A 16,593-nucleotide genomic window follows, 5' to 3' on the forward strand; every position below is an offset into this window, starting at 1 on the left:
AAGGGAGCACAGCGTGGATCAGGTAGTCGTCGTCATCGGTGTCGGCGGAATGGGCGAGTCGATCGCGCGTCGCCAAGGCTCAGGCAAGAAGCTCGTTTTGGCCGACTTCAACGAAGAAGGGCTTCTTCAAACGGCTGATGCACTGCGTGGCGACGGATACGTTGTTGAGACTCACGTCGTTGACGTTTCATCGCGAGCGTCCGTCGCGGATTTGGCCACCGCCGCGGCGGCTGGCGGCGCGGTCACTGAGGTGATTCACACGGCTGGCCTCTCCCCGGCACAGGCGCCTGCGGACGCGATCCTCCGCGTTGATCTCGTTGGCGTCGCGAACGTACTCGACGAGTTTGCGGCCGTCATCGCGCCCGGCGGAGCCGGAGTCGTCATCGCAAGCATGGCCGGAAGCATCGCGGCTGGAAGCTTGCCCGCCGAGCTCGAAGGAGCACTGGCGCTCACACCAACTGACCAGCTGCTCGACCTGCCGCTGTGGGCTGACCCCAAGTTCTCGAACCCCGGCGCGGCGTACAGCATCTCGAAGCGCGCCAGCCAGCTCAGGGTTCAGGCCGCCAGCATCGCATGGGGCGCCAGCGGTGCACGGATCAACAGCGTCAGCCCCGGGGTCATCTCCACGCCGATGGGGCTCCAGGAACTCGCAAGTCCCAGCGGAGAGAACATGCGCACGATGATCGACGCCTCAGGCACGAAGCGGGTCGGCACCCCAGGCGACATCGCGAACGCTGTCGCGTTCCTGCTTTCCCCTCAGGCGTCGTTCATGACGGGAACCGACGTCCTTGTGGATGGTGGAGTCGTCGCCGCCATCCGCTCAGGCGTCCTGACGCTCGGCTGATTTCCCCGAGCAGGCCGTGTCCCACTGTGGGCCTTGACCTGAACAGCGTTGGATATTTCACGGCCTGCTCGCATCTTCCCGCCCCAACTGGCGCGGGAAGTCCGAGCTACCGGCGCTCGAGAGACTCGTCGCTGCGCACGACCAGGGCGTAGATGATGGTGATGTCGATCGCGATGACAATGAGCGACCACCACGGCTGCGCCGGCATGAGCAGAAGTTGAATCAGCGCGCTCACCACGGCAAGGACGATCGCGGTGATTCGCGCCCATCCCTGTTCCGCGAAGACGCCGATGGCTGTGGCGATGAGCAAGACCCCGACGATCAGGTTGAACCAACCCCACCCCTCAACGTCAAAGAGGAAGAGTCCGCTTGGCATGGCCGCGTAGTAGGTATCGGGGCCAATGAGCGCCACGACACCCTGGATGACGCTGAAGATCCCGTTGATCATCAGGATTACTCCGGCGAAGGTGACCCAGCCGGCCCATACCCCTGATCTGGCTCGCGCTTCGGTAGTGGAAATACTCATGATGCGGACCTCTTCCTCGTGGCGCAGGTATCGCTGTCATTCCACAGCGACAACGGGCACCTGCTCCTCAGCCGTGGCTGGCACTGTGATCACCGGCCGTTGAACAAGTTCGAGAATCAGAAGAACCAGGCCAGCGAGCACCAGCGTCCACAGGGTCAAACCGACGGTCACCGGTCGCACGATGAGGACAACGGCCGCAGCAATAACGGCAACGGCGGCTCGCAGGAGCGTTCGGTGTGTGTACACCCACACGCCCACCCGACCGGTCGTGATTCCGCGTCGCTCTGCCGCATTGCGCAGCACAGCCGTGCCCTCATTGGCGAATCCGCGAAGGCGACGTGGAAGCGCAAACGGGCCGGCCAGCCAACCCACCAGCGCGACAACGACGGCGAGCACGAGAACCGCGACCGCTGTTGCTCTCATGTTTTCTGCGACAGTTTCATACAGCAAGCTGGTGACGCCGGAGGGCAGGATGTCAGGGCTGAGGGCGGAGACGAGGGCGAGACTGCCGACAACGAAACCAGCGAGAGCGAGCCCCATCGACAGGGCCAGTGCGATGGCCGCCCAGATCAACGCGATTGGCCTGCGCCGAGCAACCAGCACTCCGAGTGCGAGAAGGACGATGGCAATCCACGGCAACCACGAACCCAGTGTCACGGCAGCCCCGTAGGCCAGTTGCACTGACGCGAGCGCATCGGACTGCGCGATGACTATGGTTCGGTCGACCGCGGGAATCTGGTTCGCCAATTCGATGCCCTGGTCGAGCAGGGCGGACTTCACAGCATCGATGATGGGGCCGAGTTGGATACCAACCGAGCCGTCATCGCCTAGCTGCAGCGCAGCATCCGGATCCGCCCCCATCGCTTTCACCAGCTGAGTGTGGCTGATGCGCAGAGCAGATGCCCACACGTTTGAGAACGCTTCGGACTCAACGAAGGTGGTGACGCCGCTTTCCATCAGCGACTCGACTCCTGACGCGGCCGGTCCCTTCAGCAGCTCGAGCGCCTCGGTTGCGCGTGGTCCTGTGCCGAGTTCGGTGATGCCGTCGATGACGTCCGACGTGATCTGGGGGATGTCGATCTGCTCGTTGATGACGAGGAGTGCCTCGTCGACGACGTAGGCCTGAATACGCGGGTCCTCTGAGAGAGGCGCGTATGTCGCCACGAATTGGTCGGTGTCCGTGAGGACGGTCTTTGACCAGGATGCGACCAAAGCGACGGGCGCAAGTAACGCGCCGAGCACGATTAGCACGGTGGCGAGGACTGTCCACCACCAACCGCGCCCTTTGCGCGGCCCATCGGGCAGCGCGCCTGAGGGGATGGGTTCGGTCGGCCGGGCGGAATCTCGTTCACGAAGCGTTGTGTTCTCAGCTTCGAGTTCTTCGATCCGCCGCAGCAGGTCCACGTTCGCCAGGTCCGCCATGAGTCCTCAATCGCGCTGATGGTGTGCTGCCAGCAACTCTGCCCCCGGGTGTTCGGGAACCAGATCACCCGCGGAGCATGAGATCGCGAAAAAACGACATCGGGCCAACCACTCGAACGTGCGGACGCTTGACGTACATCACGCCGCCACAATTAACTGTGAACTCCACCCGACTGGCCGCGAAATAAGGAGAGCCCACCGATGAATGATTCGCGATCGCCCGATGCTGATTTCTCCGCGGTCTCCCTCGACGGCCGGTACTTTCGATTCGCCGGGTCCATACGATCGGCGCTCGATCCTGGCGCGTTCGTCACACTTCTCTCAGACGACGGTACCCACCAGCTTGGACAGGTCGAAGAGGCCAGGTTCTCGATCGAAGACGGAGGCATGCAGGGTGCCGGCAGAATCCTTGGGTTGGTTTCGGAGGATGGCCAACACCTCGATCAGCGGCGTTCTCGCCCATTCGGTGGAGCCTCAGTTTCGCCCGCGGACGCCACAGCGGTCAAAGCGCTGTACGACAACCCGGTAGACGTCCTCGACATCGGGTCCTACCTCGCTCTGGCGGATCTTCCCGCTCACCTGCTCCCCCACAGGTTCAACCGACACACCTTCTGGTGCGGGCAGAGCGGATCGGGAAAGACATACGCGCTCGGAGTTGTTCTCGAGCAGATTCTGGTGCGCACCGGACTGCCAATGGTGATCTTCGACCCGAACGCCGACTTCGTGCGGCTTCGCGAAGCCAATTCCGGGGCGGGCGAGACGGATGCCACGCGAGCGCTTTCGAATCGCAACATTCGGATACTCCGTCCATCGTCCCCCAACCCCGACTCCCTTCGTGTCCGGTTCATCGACTTGCCCCTGCGCGCGAAAGCCGCCGTGATGCGCCTGCACCCGCTCAATGACCGGGACGAATACAACGAACTTGTCCACCTGGACGAGATGATCGGCTCGGTCGAAGGCAACGACGTCGTTTCGATGCTGCGCAGCCGAGGTTCAGCAGCCGCAGCGTCTCTGGCGGCACGTATCGAGAATCTGGGCCTGCTTGACTGGAATGTCTGGGCCCAGGGGTTCGAAGCGGTGACCGATATCCTCGACACGCGTCCTGACGCGACCGTGCTCGATTTGGGCGGTTTCGACAATCCCGACGAATCGCTCGTCGTGGCGATGGCGGTTCTCGACGACCTCTGGGCCAAGCGTGAGCAGCGACGCCCACTGCTCATCGTGATCGACGAAGCGCACAACCTCGGATCGCCGGATCAACACAGCCCACTGCACGTCGCTGTGCGTGAGCGACTCATTCAGATCGCCGCCGAGGGCAGGAAGTTCGGTTTGTGGCTCCTGCTGTCGACGCAGCGGCCGTCGCGGATTGATCCGAGCATTATCTCCCAGTGCGACAACCTCGCGCTGATGAAAATGACGTCGCCGCTCGACCTTTCCGAGCTTGCGACCATTTTCGGATTCGTGCCAAGCGCGATGCTCGCGAGGGCCTCGCGGTTCCAGCAGGGTGAAGCGCTATTCGCCGGCGGGTTCACCGCTGCCCCAACGATGGTGCGCATGGGGCCGCGGCTTACCCGAGAAGGCGGAGCCGACGTTACAGTTCCGACCAGGTCCGCAGCGGATTAAGACTGCGAAAGCCTAGGCAACCGCACCAAGTGCCCGACTCTTCAGTCCGTCGAACTCTGCCTGGCTGATGGTTCCCGAATCGAGGAGCGTCTTCGCCTTCGCGATCTCCTCGACCGGTGAGCTCGATGCGACATTACGGATGTACTGGTCCGTCTCAGACCTGGCCTGATTCGCGGCGGCACGCTGGCGTTCGCTCATCCCCTTGCCACGGGCAATGAGATACACGAGGGCGGCCAGGAACGGAACGAACACCAGGAAGATCACCCACACCGCCTTCAATCCGCCGTTCAGGGTGTGGTCGCGGAAGATGTCGGCGATGATCCCGAAGAGAACCATCAGATAAGCGAAGAAGACGTAGCTCCAGAACACGAACACAATGAAGTCCCAGAAATTCATTTCAGGGCGACCTTTCCACGATAAACATCGGCGAAGTACGCCGATGGCCTGAATCTAATGAGCGACGGATGCCACTGCGTCACCCCGCGAGGATGACCCGCTTCTTCCTCCAAACCCTCACCCCGACCGGATGACGACGAGCCCTGAACTTCGCCGGTAGCATCCCGAGAACCGACCGGCGAAGCCAGGAGTGCAACGATGATCAAGCCGCGTCGACATTCGCGCAGAAACAGCTCACCCGACAACGAATCCGCGGCGCCGCGACGGACGATCTGGCAGTCAGGATATTGGCTTGTGCTCGCTCTCCTGGCCACGTCATACGTGCTCTGCGCAAGCCAGACATCCCCGAAAACCAGCCTCCTCGCTCTCATGTTCCAGCTCGTCACTGTCGCGGTGACCCTGTGGGTGGCCGAGGTGGGTGTGCGCCTCCGACGGCTCGGGCTAATGCTCCTGGTTCTCGTCGCCTCGATTGTGGTTGCGGTCGAGATCGCCGCGCTCCAAAACACGATCCCTGCCGTCGTCCTCGCTTCAGCGTCCATGGTTGCGTACCTCGTCGCGCCTGTCGCGATCATCGCGCACCAACTACGCAAGGTTGTCGTCGATGGACAGACACTCCTCGCGTCCATCGCGGCCTACGTCATGGTTGGGATGTTCTTCACGTTCGTCTTCAACCTCATCGCTCTTCTGACGCCGACACCGCTCTTTGGGCCTGGGACCATAGACTCACTCACCGGTCAGTTGTTCTTCTCATTCACGACGCTGACAACGACCGGTTACGGCAACCTCGTGCCCGTCGGTGCCCTCGTTCAGAGCGTCGCGATTGCCGAGGCAATCACCGGTCAGCTGTTCCTGGTTATCGCGATCGCGCGGATCGTGTCCGGCTGGCAACCACGCCGCTGAGGTTCGCCGGTGTGAGTCATATCGGGTTGACCGATATCAACTCAATGTTAAGGTTGCCGAAAATCGTGAGGATGCCCTGCAGCCGGGACTGATCCGGGACCGTACCAACGAGGTGCGTTTCCCCGTGCTCTACCCGATGAATCCGAAACCCATCGATGAGATCGAGGACCGGCTCGCTCAGTGTGCCCTTGATAACGATCTCGAATGATTCACCGGTCACAGCCAAACCTTTCCCCCCGCTAGTGTGCGAGCGCTGCCGACTCCCCGCGTCATCCGTCAAGGGTGAAGGCACCCTAGTTGTGAGGGGTAGAGGAACCCTAGTTGTGCGCGGAAACTCTGGTCGCGGCAGGTCACTTATGCAACACTGACCGTGGAACGGAGATGCCATGAGCGCTTCCAGCCATCCAACGACAAAAGAACACCTGATTGAACGACCGGCGCTTCTCGGTGTACTCGACGGAGCGCTGAACCGACGACTCACTCTCATCACGGCGCAAGCCGGTGCGGGCAAGACCACGTTGCTGAAACAGTGGGCGACCACACACGCCGACCGCGCATTCACCCAACTCGACATCGAACCAGACGATGACGACCCGGCTCGATTCGTGGGGCGCCTGGTCGCAGCACTCACGAAATCGCGACCGACGGTTGCTCGCGTGCCCCGGACTGCCGGGCCCCATAGCTCAGGTCTCGATTCCCATCTGAGTGCGACCCTCACGAGCGCGCTCGCAAAATCCCCAGAGACGGTTCTTCTGCTCGACGACGTTCACCGTTTCACCAACGTGTCGCTCGTGGCCGATCTCGGTCGCCTGATCGAACAGATGCCGGAGTCAGCCCACGTGGTGATGGCGTCGCGGGTGGACCCGCCCATCGCGCTCGGCAACCATCGCCTCAACGATGACCTTCTCGAATTGCGGCCCGCTCACCTCGCGTTCAGCGAACGTGAGTCCGCGGCATTCCTTGAACGAATCGTCGGTCGCCCAGTGGACCCGCAACAGGTCAGAGTGCTTCGGGAGAAGACGGAGGGGTGGGCAGCCGGCCTGCAACTTGCCGGTTTGCATCTCAGACACGAAGCCGATCCTGACGCGTTCGTCGCCCAGTTCAACGGTAGCGACCGACTGGTGGCCGACTACCTGGGTGAAGAGGTCATCGATGGACTTCCCCCTGAGCGGCGACACCTGCTCCTGAAAATGTCTGCGCTCGATGACATGTGTGCAGGCCTTGTGGAAGCGGCGATCGGTCCGGTTTACGCGCAACAGGTGCTTGAGGAACTGGAACACGAATGCATGTTCCTCATCCCGCTCGACGCGCGGCGCCAGTGGTTCCGATTTCATCACCTGTTCTCGGAACTCCTGCGTTCCCGGCTCCGAGTCGAGAACCCTGCCGCTGAACTACAGATCCTGACCGCCGCCGCCGACTGGCACCTCAGTCGGGGGCGCGTCAAGCCCGCGCTTGACTACCTTTTCCGCGCGCAAGCACGAGACGGAGCGATGGAAGCGATGCTGACGTCCTCCGCGAACGACGCGACCGAACGCACGGAGACTACCGCCAACCTCGAGGCCGAGACCGCGGAGCTGTGGACATCTGACGTTGTGGACGAAGACTTGTTCGCGGGAGTGCGTCACGCGCGGCAGAGCGAATCCGCGTCAGCCCAGGAGATCAGCCCGCTGCCCGGGCCGTTCAGCACAGCCACGCCGCGTCGAGGGTGGGGATTCGTGGCTGCACAGGTTCTGTGGCGCACTCGCCCTGACATATCAACTGAAGAGGCCCAGTCAAAGGTGGCGACGCTCAGTAATTTGTCGACAGCTGCAGGCGCGCCATCTCCCGACCTCGCCGACGCGCTGGTTTCGGGCGGCCGAGCATATTTCCTTGCAGGAAACACCGATGAGGCTCGACGATGGCTCTCGATGGCGCTTCTCGCTGCATCCGGAGACGTCGTAGGTCGAGTCAGCGCTTTGAGCGCACTGTCTCTCGTCGAAGCCTGGTGCAGGAACACCGTCATCGCTGACCGCCTCGTGCGAGATGCGCTCGAGACAGCGCGCGACGCAGGGATGCTGGCGCAGCCCGCCATCGCCGACGCCCACCTCGCCGCTGTTCTGACCTCGCTGGAGCCCGGAAAAGCCGTCGTCTCGACGACGCTGCCCGAATTGCGACACAGCCACAGCCCACCCGACTCCTTCCCCGCAGAAACCGGGAGCCCCGGCGAGGAAAAAGTGCGACACCCGCTGGTGCCTCGCACGGCCACACGCCCGGACAACGCCGATCTCGGAGCGTTCGAGTCACCGAAGCTCGTTCCTACGGTGCTCTTTGACCGTGCCGCGGCCTCCATCTCGCTCGGTGACACAGAGCTCGCTCGCGAGGTCGTCGAAGCCTGGGACGAACTCGTTCAGGTTCACACTCCGCTGTCGGTTGTCCAACATCACATCCTCCGAGCCCGTCTGGCCGGGGTCGACGAAATGCCGGATGAATCCATTCGCCACCTGACCGCCGCTCTTCAAATCGCTGAAGTCCACGGTTTCGTTGACGTCTTCGTGCAAGCCGGGCCGTTGATTCTTCAACGTCTCTCGATGCTTTCCGGACCGCAATCGGCCTTCAGCGACATAGTGCGCACTCGCGCTCGCCGGGAGCTGGAGCCGTCACCAGTCGGGCTCAGCGAACCGCTAACGGAACGGGAATTAGAGGTACTCGCGTTTCTTCCGACCCGGTATACGAACCTGGAATTGGCACGTCGGTTCTTCGTTTCGGTCAACACCATCAAAACCCACATGGCGCACATCTATCGCAAACTGGACGCAACAACGAGGGACAACGCCATCGAACGCGCCCGCGAGCTCGGTCTCCTGTAGAGCCCTCGGAAGCCGCGCGTTCACATGGGCAACTCGTCAGGCAGCGGCGCTGGCTTGCGAGCACTGGATTTGCGCTCGTTGCGCTCGCGTTTGTGAGCCGATCTCTGAAGCCGAGTGTCGGCATCCGTTGCCTTCATAATGCCTTTCGCCTCGTCGATGTCCCCCGTCAGTGGTCGCCACCTCGCAGCGTTCGGGTCGGCATCGAGCAGGATCGCGCGAACCAGCAGCGTCAGCGGCACGGCAAGCACAGCCCCGACAGGACCGAGGACCGGCGTCCAGAACAAAACCGAGACGAAAGTGATCGTCTGGTTCAGTGCGACGACATTGCTGACAAGGAAGGGTTGCACGATCGACTGCACGATCACGTTGATGATGCCGTAGACGAGGATGACCGCGATGGCCGTTGGCCAGCCGCCGACGAGCAAGCCAAAGATCGTTGGCGGGATGATCGCGAGGAAATAGCCAACGTTGGGAATGTAGCTGCAGATGAACGAGAGCAGCGACCACAGGAGCGGTGCGGGGACTCCGAGGATCACGAGGGCGATGAAGTTCATGGTGCTTTGCAGCAGGCCAAGGCCTGTGGCGGCGACCATGTAGCGCCGGACGCTGGCGGCGTATCCGACGAGCGCGGCGACGAGCGTCGGACGAATCCGGCGGAGCTGGGAGAGGAGCGTCGGCAAGTAGGTCGCGTCGAGCGCCATCAGCATAACGAGTGTGAGGATGACGACGAGCGAGAACACGATGCCCGTGAGCCCTCCGAGCAGTCCGGCTACGAAGTCGAGGAGGTTAGCTGGCTCAAGCCCCGTGATTATCGTGTCCGCTGTTTTCGCGCCTACCCCGATTTTTTCGAGCCAGGCCGCGAAGTCCTGCCCGATTTGCTCGAGCTGCGTCACGTATTGAGGCAGCAGGGTGGTGAACTGGGTCAGTGCGATGAGGAGGGCGGCAACGAAGCCGGCGAGCAGCGCGAACACGAGCAGGATTGCGAGAATGGTCGCAACTCCTCGAGGTACCCGGATTCGCTCAAGAGCGCCTCGAACGGGGTGCGCGCAGATGGTCAGGACAAGTGAAAGGGCGACAGGCGCGGCAACGGTCTGCACCGCCGCGAGGCCGAAGAGCGCTGCTGCTCCCCCACCGAGGCTGAGGAGAATGATGGTCGCGCGCGGGAGTGTTCCTGGGCTTTCGCTGTAATCGTTCGACTCGGGTTGAGGCGGTCGCGCTACGTCAGGCGAGCGTTCGCCGCGACGCCAGAAGCGTAGATTCATAATTCCATCCTCGAAGCACGTCCGCGGCTCTGCGGTCCCGACTTTGTGGCAACCTAGCACTCGGCACAGGGTTTCACCACGGTTGCTGAAGTCCGCCGCAAATGTCATCCGTGACGGGTGACTGCAAGCGGTGAAGGGCTCCACTAGGTTTCAGCTGACGAGAGTTCGCCTGCGAGCGAAGGAGTGAGCTGACATGAACTGGTTCAACGATTTCTGGGACGTCATTGTCTGGTTTTTGTGGATTTATGTCGTCCTCGCCTACCTGATCACGATCGTGTTCGTGCTCGGCGACATCTTCCGCGACCATTCGCTGAGTGGCTGGCTGAAAGCACTCTGGGTCATCTGTCTGGTCTTCGTTCCCATCCTCACAGTCCTCGTCTATGTCATAGCTCGTGGGAAGGGCATGAGCGAACGCAACGCGAGGGGTCCAGTCACGGTGTCCGAACCCGATGACTACCACCCACACATCTATTCCCCCAGCCCGACTGACCAGATTGCCCAAGCTCAGGGCCTTTTAGCTTCGGGGTCGATCACCGCGGACGAGTTCGCCGCACTCAAAGCAAAGGCCATGGCCTAGCCGCTACGCGACGGCCGGAGCGTGATGAGCAAACGGCGCAGTCCGACCGAACCGCGTGCGAGCAAGCATGACCACCGTCATCGCCCAGATCCTGCCACTCGCGATCGCCGTCGCTCTCAGTACGGTGCCCATCATCGCGACAATTCTGATCCTGCTGTCCGATGCGAAACCGCTGGTGAGTATCGCCCTCCTCATCGGCTGGGCATGTGGAATGGCAATTATCCTGACCGCCCTGACCATCGGGGTTGCTCTCATCCCCGCTGCGACTCCGGCGAGGAATGACACGACAGTCGGGGTGATCCGTATCGTCCTCGGCACTGCATTGCTCATATACTCCATCGGCAAATGGCGCACCAGGTCGAAGGGACCGTCTGCAGCGCCACGATGGATGGATGCGTTGGGGAGAATCACCTCAGGCGGCGCTTTCGGATTCGGCGCGGCGCTCGCGTTGCGTCCGAAGAACATTGTCCTCTCGTTTGCGGGCGCAATCGTGATCGGGGATGCTTCGCTTCCAATGGGAGACGTCTTCATCGTCGTCTTGATCTTCACACTCATCGGGGTGTCAACGGTCGCTGCGCCGATCATTGGACACTTCTCCGCACCGGAAAAGACCAAGCAGCCCCTGGATGCAACCCGTAACTGGATTGTGAGGAGCGGCAGCTCCCTGATGCTCGCCGTAGCTCTCATGGTCAGTGCCATCATCATCGGCTCCGGCATCGCAATTCTGTAAGCGAGGAACGCTGAAGTCTCGGATCCGAAGCGCTATTCCGACGATCGCATTGTGTCGGCACAATCACCCCGACGGGGTGACGCTCACCCGGGCCCGAAGGAGGAGTGTCGCGGCAGAGGAGGAAGCCGTCTCGCAGACGGACGCTCATCGGTTGCTCTGCTCCACCCGGTTCAGCTTCGATCGATGCCCTCTCCATTCGGAAGAAACGGAGAAAGAAATGAGCGAAGCACGAGCAACAACGTCAGAAGGAACCGGCGGGTGGGTCAGCTTCGCCGCCACCATCCTCATCCTCAGCGGAGCGTTCAGCCTCATCCAGGGGTTCATCGCCCTTATCGGATCCAACGTCTACTACACCGTTGAGGGCGGAACCCTCTTCCTGTTCGACCTCACCGGGTGGGGGTGGTGGAACCTCATCGTCGGAATCGTTCTTCTCCTCACCGGATTTGCCGTACTGACAGGCGCCACGTGGGCGCGCGTGCTGGCGATCATCGCGGCCGGGCTCAGCGCGATCGGGCAAATGCTGATTCTCCCCGCACAGCCGTGGTGGTCGGTCATCATCATCACGGTCGACATACTCATCATCTATGCGGTAACCGCCCACGGCCGGGATCTCCCGCTCGCAGAGTGATCACGACTCCACGCGAACCACTCGACACGCGCCTCGGCATCACACGGGGCGCGTGTCCGCGTTCGACCGAGGGTCAGAGAGCCGCTACGCCTCTGGACCCGCGTCAGCCAGATGACGTCGAGCCGCCAGACATTCCCAGTTGGTTGATCCAGACGAATAGGTCGTCGAGCGCTTCAAGTGCGACGGTGCCGTGGCCGACCCGCGGGTACGTGTGCGAGGTAACGTCGGTTCCCGCTAGTTCCTGAGCCCGAACATACGCAGCCGTAATGTGTGGCCGCACGAGTGTGTCCGATTCGCCCTGCGCGACGAAGAGCGGCACAGTCAAAGCGGCGGAGCTCGGCTTATTTTGCGCGAGCAAACCGTCCCACGGAGGAGATGTCGCTGGCTCGACGGCCAGATAACGTCCGATGAGCGGTTTCGCAATCGCGTGCAACTGGTCGTTCTGACCGAGCAGGCATAGTTCGCTCATGCGGCTGGTGGCAGCGACACCATTCGGCGTGAGGATTGTGCTGAGTGGGTCAGGCGGGAGCGCATCGGCATAAGCGGACGCATACGCGGTCAGGGCGTACGCTCCGATGGTGATACCGGACACGCCAACGATATCCGCTGTGAGGAGCGCGCCAAGATCGGTCGCCGGAGCGGCGACGGCTACTCCGAGTACGTCGATGTCCGGCGCATAGAAGGCCGCATTGTGCGCCGCGAAGAGAGCGGCGTGGCCGCCCTGCGAGTGCCCCCAGAGGAGAACGTCGTTGCTCGCGCGAGCGCCCGGAATCTGTTGCGCGGCGCGCGCGATATCGAGAACATTTGCTGCTTCAGTGTTGCCGAGGAGGAAGGACGGCGGCCCGGGCAGCCCCATACCGGCATAGTCCGTCGCAACGACCACGTATCCAGCCGAAAGGAATCTGGTCAAACCCTCGATGAAGAAGAACGGGGCGATTCCGATAGAGGGAGCACAACGGGGCGCGGTTCCGGTTGTCGGGTGTGCCCACGAGACGACGGTGCGCTCGCCGGTCGTATTCGCCGTCGGCGCGACCACGGTTCCCGACACGATCGTGTCCGCACCCTGCTCGTCACTCGAGTGGTACAGAACGCGCCACGCCTCGGCACCTGGCGGCGCGCCGACGACGCGTTCCGATCGAACGATCTCACCCGGGGAACCGGCGGGGAGAGAATTCGGCACTGTGTAGAAGGCGCTCAGGCTGGGCTCTGCGCGTTTCCCAGCCTCGAGCCGCTCGGCGAAGTCCGCAACCTGAAACAGACCGGGCAGCAGCGCCAGAACAAGCAGGGCGAGCAGGCCGAGAACGAGAGGGCGCACCCGCCGTGGTCTACCGAATCCCTGAGCAGCGTCGCCCTGTCGCATGAGCAACTCCTTTGCGCACTCAGTGGGGCACGGTTGTCGGATGGTGGGCAATTCTTCGACCATCATCCTCCGGGGAAGTCTTCTGATGAAGGCCCTGCCCCAAAATCGCGCAAAACGGCCAGCGATGCACCCGCGCGCCCCGCGGCATCCGCACCGCTCGTCAAGCATCGATGGAAGGAACCCTCTAACGTAAACCTGTGCACTCTCCTCTTTTGGCTGGCCTTGGCCTTGGCCTTTCCCTCATCATTGCGATTGGCGCTCAAAATGCTTTTGTGCTTCGGCAGGGTCTTCGCCGCGAACACGTGTTCTGGGTCGTTGCGATTTGCGCACTGTCTGACGCGGTGTTGATCGGTTTGGGAATCTGGGGGCTCGGCGCAATCATCGAGTCGGCGGATGTGCTGCTCGTTGTGGTGCGGATCGGTGGGGCCGCGTTCTTGATCTGGTACGGAGTGCGCTCGGCCATGCGGGCATGGCGGCCCGGCACATTGAACGCGGAATCGTCCGGTAGCGCACTCCCGCTGAGGAGCGCCGTGGCCACCGTCCTCGCGCTAACCTGGCTGAACCCGCATGTCTACCTCGATACGGTCGTGCTGCTCGGCTCGATCGGTGCAACCTACGGCGACAGCCGGTGGCTCTTCGGGCTCGGCGCGATGCTCGGGAGTGTGGTCTGGTTCACCGCGCTCGGGTATGGCTCACGGCTCCTGAGACCGCTCTTTGCGAAACCGATAGCCTGGCGGATCCTCGACGCGGGCATCGCGCTCGTCATGTTTGCGATCGCGACCAGCCTGCTTCTCGGTCTGTAGGACAGGGTGATGCTCACCGTCCATCCCCAACTCGCGCGACGTCACCGCCGCTGGTTGCCGGTTGTGCGAACCACCCGCCGAGAGAGTGACCACAGCTCCGGGGCTTGTCGGGCATAACGGTTCCTGACACCCTGAGGAAACTGATCGATCGGAGAAGCCTGTGTCCAGTTTTGTCACCACCGAGTCCGGCGATCGAATCGCCTTCGACCGACGCGGCACCGGCCCGGCTCTCATCTTCGTCGCTGGCGCAGGCCCCTGGCGAGAAATCGACTCAGGAACGAGCCAGACCGGAGAACTCCTTGCCGGCAAAGGCTTCACCACGGTGGTCTACGACCGCCCCGGTCGCGGAGAGAGCGTCGCTGAAGGCCCATTCACCCTCGAGCGCGAGCTATCGGCGCTAGCGGCCCTGATCGACGAGGTCGGTGGAAGCGCTGTTCTCTGCGGTCACTCCTCCGGCTGCTCCATCTCCCTTCTCGCCGCAGCGCGCGGGCTCCCAATTGCGGGGCTTGCTCTCTGGGAAGCGCCACTCGCTCCGCCACACAGCGGAGCCGACGACTTCGCCGACGAACTCCGCCACCTCATCACGGCCGGCGAACTCGAGAACGCGCTGAGCTTCTACATGCGTGACATGCCGCCCGAAATCCTCGACATCGTGAAGACCATCCCCGCCATGATCGGGCAGGCCGCAACACTGCAGCCCGACGCCGATTCGCTCGCGTGGGCAGAGTCGGCGCCGCTGTCCGACCTCCTTTCAGAGCGACGGATGCCAGTACTCGCGATGGTGGGAACCTCCAGCTTCGACGACGTCATGGTGCCCGCCGCCGAAATGATCGTCACTGAGATTCCCAACGCAGAATGGAAGCGAGTGCCAGGCGCGAACCACGATTGGGAACCCGGCCCGATGGCCGACGAGCTGGCCGAGTTCCTGGCGAGGATCCCCCGGTGAACGGACGATGATTCGGAGTCCGCACGGCAGTTCATCGCGGGGCGTCAGCGAGCGCGTTCCGACGGGTGAGCTGTGGGTGGCGCCCGGACGTTGTTGGCTCGTGTCGACGGTCTATCACCGCGAAGCACGGGCGTTCTTCCGCGAGGTCTTTTATCGATCTACCGTCGACGGCTGGGAACGGCTCGACAGTTACGCCGCCACCGATCCCGAGTCCGTACGACGGTGGGCGAGGACCTTTGCAAACGCGGATCGCGACGAGCGCGACCTGTCGGAGCTTCCCGCCCTGCCGCTGCCCAGCCCACCCCACAACCTGCAAAACTTCCCTCGATATCGAACCCCGACGTCGGCGTCACGAACCGCGGCGACGCGGTTTCTGCCAGCTTGGCTGGCCTTGAGACTTGTCGGCGCGAGCATTCGAAGGAGCCAGCGTCGCCGTGCGCGGGCCTTCGCACGAACGGCGTCACCGGTTGGGCGCTAGTCGGTCGGTGGTCGGCGTCGGTGTTGCTTGGTCTCCGCTCGTCTCCCCTTGGCCGCGAGCCGCCGACGGTTCGACCCTTTTGTCGGTTTCGTTGGGCGTCGACGTGGGCCGTCAGGTGCGAGACCCGCGCGCACAAGCTCGGCGAGTTTTTTGAGAGCATCTTCTCGGTTCCGCAGCTGCGAACGTTCCTCCGACGACGTGACCGTGACAATCCCGGCGATGAGACGACCTCGCAACCGCAACAGCAGTCTGTCCCGTTGCTCGTCAGACAGCGTCCTCGAGTCGAGAACGCTCCAGGACAGCTCAACCCGGCTGTCCGAGGTGTTCACGTGCTGCCCACCCGGCCCCGATGACCGCGAGAATCGCCATCCGAGTTCAGAAGCCGGAATCGTCAGCGCGGTCGACACTTCCAGATCCATAGGAAAAGCGTCGCACGTTATGGCCACGGAAACGAACGGTTCGGCGACGGAAGCGCGCAGTCACGCCGCGTCGTAGGCTGTGCTGACGCGGATAGCACAGGGAGGCTATGTTGACCCAGACCACGATGACCGGGACGACGGTACCCGAACTGATGTCGGAGTTAGCTGCGCTTGACGACCCGCGTGCCCGCGAGGTGAACCACAGACACGGCGACGACCACGGCGTCAATCTCGGAAAACTCCGCGCGATCGCCAAACGTCTGAAAACGCAACACGAGCTGGCGCTCGACCTTTGGGCAACCGACGACACCGCCGCCCGGCTGCTGGCTCTCCTGATCTGCCGGCCGAAGGCTTTTTCACGGAGCGACCTCGATACCAAGCTACGCGAAGCCCGTGCCCCCAAGGTGCACGACTGGCTGGTCAATTACGTGGTGAAGAAGAGCCCGCACGTGGACGAACTACGGGTGGCGTGGTTCAGCGACCCCGATCCAGTGGTTGCGAGTGCCGGATGGGCGCTCACCACAGAACGGGTGGTGAGAAAGCCGGAGGGAGTGGATCTTGGGGAGCTGCTCGACACCATCGAGACCGACATGAAGGATGCACCCGACCGGCTTCAATGGGAGATGAACAGCTGCCTCGCCCAGATTGGCATCTCGCATCCGCAGTACCGCGCCCGGGCCGTCGACATCGGTGAGCGCCTGGAAGTTCTCAAGGACTATCCCACTCCCCCTAACTGCACCTCCCCCTACGCCCCGATCTGGATAGCGGAAATTGTCCGCCGCCAGCAAGCCGTCGAAAAATGACACCACAGACCCCTTGACGTGACACCACTG

General features: G+C 62.6%; 17 protein-coding genes. 10 read left to right on the top strand and 7 right to left on the bottom strand.

What is annotated here, in order from left to right; translation table 11 throughout:
* Positions 1-13 precede the first annotated feature (13 nt).
* Positions 14-844, top strand: coding sequence for an SDR family oxidoreductase (locus D9V28_RS06000; RefSeq protein WP_121658727.1), 831 nt, complete (start codon positions 14-16; stop codon positions 842-844).
* A 106-nt stretch (positions 845-950) separates the two neighbouring features.
* On the opposite strand, the gene D9V28_RS06005 is transcribed toward D9V28_RS06000, so the two are convergent.
* Both D9V28_RS06005 and D9V28_RS06010 read right to left on the bottom strand, forming a co-directional pair.
* Complete coding sequence (locus D9V28_RS06005; protein WP_121658728.1) at positions 951-1,370, bottom strand: DUF7144 family membrane protein; 420 nt, start codon at positions 1,368-1,370, stop codon at positions 951-953.
* Between the two features lie 36 nt (positions 1,371-1,406).
* Positions 1,407-2,792, bottom strand: coding sequence for a hypothetical protein (locus D9V28_RS06010; protein ID WP_121658729.1), 1,386 nt, complete (start codon positions 2,790-2,792; stop codon positions 1,407-1,409).
* Between the two features lie 201 nt (positions 2,793-2,993).
* On the opposite strand from D9V28_RS06010, the gene D9V28_RS06015 reads away from it, so the two are divergent.
* Positions 2,994-4,415, top strand: coding sequence for an ATP-binding protein (locus D9V28_RS06015; RefSeq protein ID WP_121658730.1), 1,422 nt, complete (start codon positions 2,994-2,996; stop codon positions 4,413-4,415).
* 12 nt (positions 4,416-4,427) lie between these two features.
* On the opposite strand, the gene D9V28_RS06020 is transcribed toward D9V28_RS06015, so the two are convergent.
* On the bottom strand, positions 4,428-4,811 hold the full coding sequence (locus tag D9V28_RS06020) for an SHOCT domain-containing protein (RefSeq protein ID WP_121658731.1): 384 nt from the start codon (positions 4,809-4,811) through the stop codon (positions 4,428-4,430).
* Between the two features lie 198 nt (positions 4,812-5,009).
* Between D9V28_RS06020 and D9V28_RS06025 the strand changes: the two genes are divergently transcribed.
* Positions 5,010-5,711 (top strand): ion channel, encoded by a 702-nt coding sequence (locus D9V28_RS06025; protein WP_121658732.1) that lies wholly within the window; start codon positions 5,010-5,012, stop codon positions 5,709-5,711.
* Between the two features lie 16 nt (positions 5,712-5,727).
* On the opposite strand, the gene D9V28_RS06030 is transcribed toward D9V28_RS06025, so the two are convergent.
* Positions 5,728-5,931 (bottom strand): hypothetical protein, encoded by a 204-nt coding sequence (locus tag D9V28_RS06030; RefSeq protein ID WP_121658733.1) that lies wholly within the window; start codon positions 5,929-5,931, stop codon positions 5,728-5,730.
* Positions 5,932-6,097: 166 nt separating this feature from the next.
* Between D9V28_RS06030 and D9V28_RS06035 the strand changes: the two genes are divergently transcribed.
* Positions 6,098-8,557, top strand: a complete 2,460-nt coding sequence (locus D9V28_RS06035; RefSeq protein ID WP_121658734.1) for a winged helix-turn-helix domain-containing protein — start codon at positions 6,098-6,100, stop codon at positions 8,555-8,557.
* Between the two features lie 20 nt (positions 8,558-8,577).
* On the opposite strand, the gene D9V28_RS06040 is transcribed toward D9V28_RS06035, so the two are convergent.
* Positions 8,578-9,819 (bottom strand): AI-2E family transporter, encoded by a 1,242-nt coding sequence (locus D9V28_RS06040; protein WP_183086437.1) that lies wholly within the window; start codon positions 9,817-9,819, stop codon positions 8,578-8,580.
* Positions 9,820-10,012: 193 nt separating this feature from the next.
* On the opposite strand from D9V28_RS06040, the gene D9V28_RS06045 reads away from it, so the two are divergent.
* From D9V28_RS06045 to D9V28_RS06055, 3 genes are all read left to right on the top strand, one after another.
* A complete protein-coding gene (locus tag D9V28_RS06045) occupies positions 10,013-10,396 on the top strand; it encodes an SHOCT domain-containing protein (protein WP_121658736.1) in 384 nt (127 codons plus the stop codon).
* Between the two features lie 67 nt (positions 10,397-10,463).
* The gene (locus D9V28_RS06050; RefSeq protein ID WP_121658737.1) at positions 10,464-11,126 is read left to right on the top strand and encodes a GAP family protein; all 663 of its coding nucleotides are present in this window, start codon (positions 10,464-10,466) and stop codon (positions 11,124-11,126) included.
* Between the two features lie 217 nt (positions 11,127-11,343).
* Positions 11,344-11,754 carry a DUF7144 family membrane protein gene (locus D9V28_RS06055; protein ID WP_121658738.1) on the top strand — a complete coding sequence of 137 codons (411 nt, stop codon included), beginning with the start codon at positions 11,344-11,346 and terminating at the stop codon, positions 11,752-11,754.
* Positions 11,755-11,857: 103 nt separating this feature from the next.
* Here the strand turns inward: D9V28_RS06055 and D9V28_RS06060 are convergent, their stop codons facing one another.
* A complete protein-coding gene (locus tag D9V28_RS06060) occupies positions 11,858-13,114 on the bottom strand; it encodes an alpha/beta fold hydrolase (RefSeq protein WP_121658739.1) in 1,257 nt (418 codons plus the stop codon).
* Between the two features lie 197 nt (positions 13,115-13,311).
* On the opposite strand from D9V28_RS06060, the gene D9V28_RS06065 reads away from it, so the two are divergent.
* Positions 13,312-13,917 (top strand): LysE/ArgO family amino acid transporter, encoded by a 606-nt coding sequence (locus tag D9V28_RS06065; protein ID WP_121658740.1) that lies wholly within the window; start codon positions 13,312-13,314, stop codon positions 13,915-13,917.
* 160 nt (positions 13,918-14,077) lie between these two features.
* Positions 14,078-14,863, top strand: coding sequence for an alpha/beta fold hydrolase (locus tag D9V28_RS06070; RefSeq protein ID WP_121658741.1), 786 nt, complete (start codon positions 14,078-14,080; stop codon positions 14,861-14,863).
* Between the two features lie 474 nt (positions 14,864-15,337).
* Here D9V28_RS06070 and arfB read toward each other — a convergent pair whose 3' ends face one another.
* Positions 15,338-15,760, bottom strand: coding sequence for an alternative ribosome rescue aminoacyl-tRNA hydrolase ArfB (gene arfB / locus D9V28_RS06080; protein WP_121658743.1), 423 nt, complete (start codon positions 15,758-15,760; stop codon positions 15,338-15,340).
* Positions 15,761-15,885: 125 nt separating this feature from the next.
* Between arfB and D9V28_RS06085 the strand changes: the two genes are divergently transcribed.
* Positions 15,886-16,563 carry a DNA alkylation repair protein gene (locus tag D9V28_RS06085; RefSeq protein WP_121658927.1) on the top strand — a complete coding sequence of 226 codons (678 nt, stop codon included), beginning with the start codon at positions 15,886-15,888 and terminating at the stop codon, positions 16,561-16,563.
* Positions 16,564-16,593 lie beyond the last annotated feature (30 nt).

It is taken from the genome of Mycetocola zhadangensis (genome assembly GCF_003668565.1).
Lineage (GTDB): Bacteria > Actinomycetota > Actinomycetes > Actinomycetales > Microbacteriaceae > Mycetocola_A > Mycetocola_A zhadangensis.

Bases quoted from the DNA above. Each gene is read 5' to 3' on its own strand.
- D9V28_RS06005 (WP_121658728.1), bottom strand. From the start codon at position 1,370: ATGAGTATTTCCACTACCGAAGCGCGAGCCAGATCAGGGGTATGGGCC.
- D9V28_RS06010 (WP_121658729.1), bottom strand. From the start codon at position 2,792: ATGGCGGACCTGGCGAACGTGGACCTGCTGCGGCGGATCGAAGAACTC.
- D9V28_RS06015 (WP_121658730.1), top strand. From the start codon at position 2,994: ATGAATGATTCGCGATCGCCCGATGCTGATTTCTCCGCGGTCTCCCTC.
- D9V28_RS06020 (WP_121658731.1), bottom strand. From the start codon at position 4,811: ATGAATTTCTGGGACTTCATTGTGTTCGTGTTCTGGAGCTACGTCTTC.
- D9V28_RS06025 (WP_121658732.1), top strand. From the start codon at position 5,010: ATGATCAAGCCGCGTCGACATTCGCGCAGAAACAGCTCACCCGACAAC.
- D9V28_RS06035 (WP_121658734.1), top strand. From the start codon at position 6,098: ATGAGCGCTTCCAGCCATCCAACGACAAAAGAACACCTGATTGAACGA.
- D9V28_RS06040 (WP_183086437.1), bottom strand. From the start codon at position 9,819: ATGAATCTACGCTTCTGGCGTCGCGGCGAACGCTCGCCTGACGTAGCG.
- D9V28_RS06045 (WP_121658736.1), top strand. From the start codon at position 10,013: ATGAACTGGTTCAACGATTTCTGGGACGTCATTGTCTGGTTTTTGTGG.
- D9V28_RS06050 (WP_121658737.1), top strand. From the start codon at position 10,464: ATGACCACCGTCATCGCCCAGATCCTGCCACTCGCGATCGCCGTCGCT.
- D9V28_RS06055 (WP_121658738.1), top strand. From the start codon at position 11,344: ATGAGCGAAGCACGAGCAACAACGTCAGAAGGAACCGGCGGGTGGGTC.
- D9V28_RS06060 (WP_121658739.1), bottom strand. From the start codon at position 13,114: ATGCGACAGGGCGACGCTGCTCAGGGATTCGGTAGACCACGGCGGGTG.
- arfB (WP_121658743.1), bottom strand. From the start codon at position 15,760: ATGGATCTGGAAGTGTCGACCGCGCTGACGATTCCGGCTTCTGAACTC.
- D9V28_RS06085 (WP_121658927.1), top strand. From the start codon at position 15,886: ATGACCGGGACGACGGTACCCGAACTGATGTCGGAGTTAGCTGCGCTT.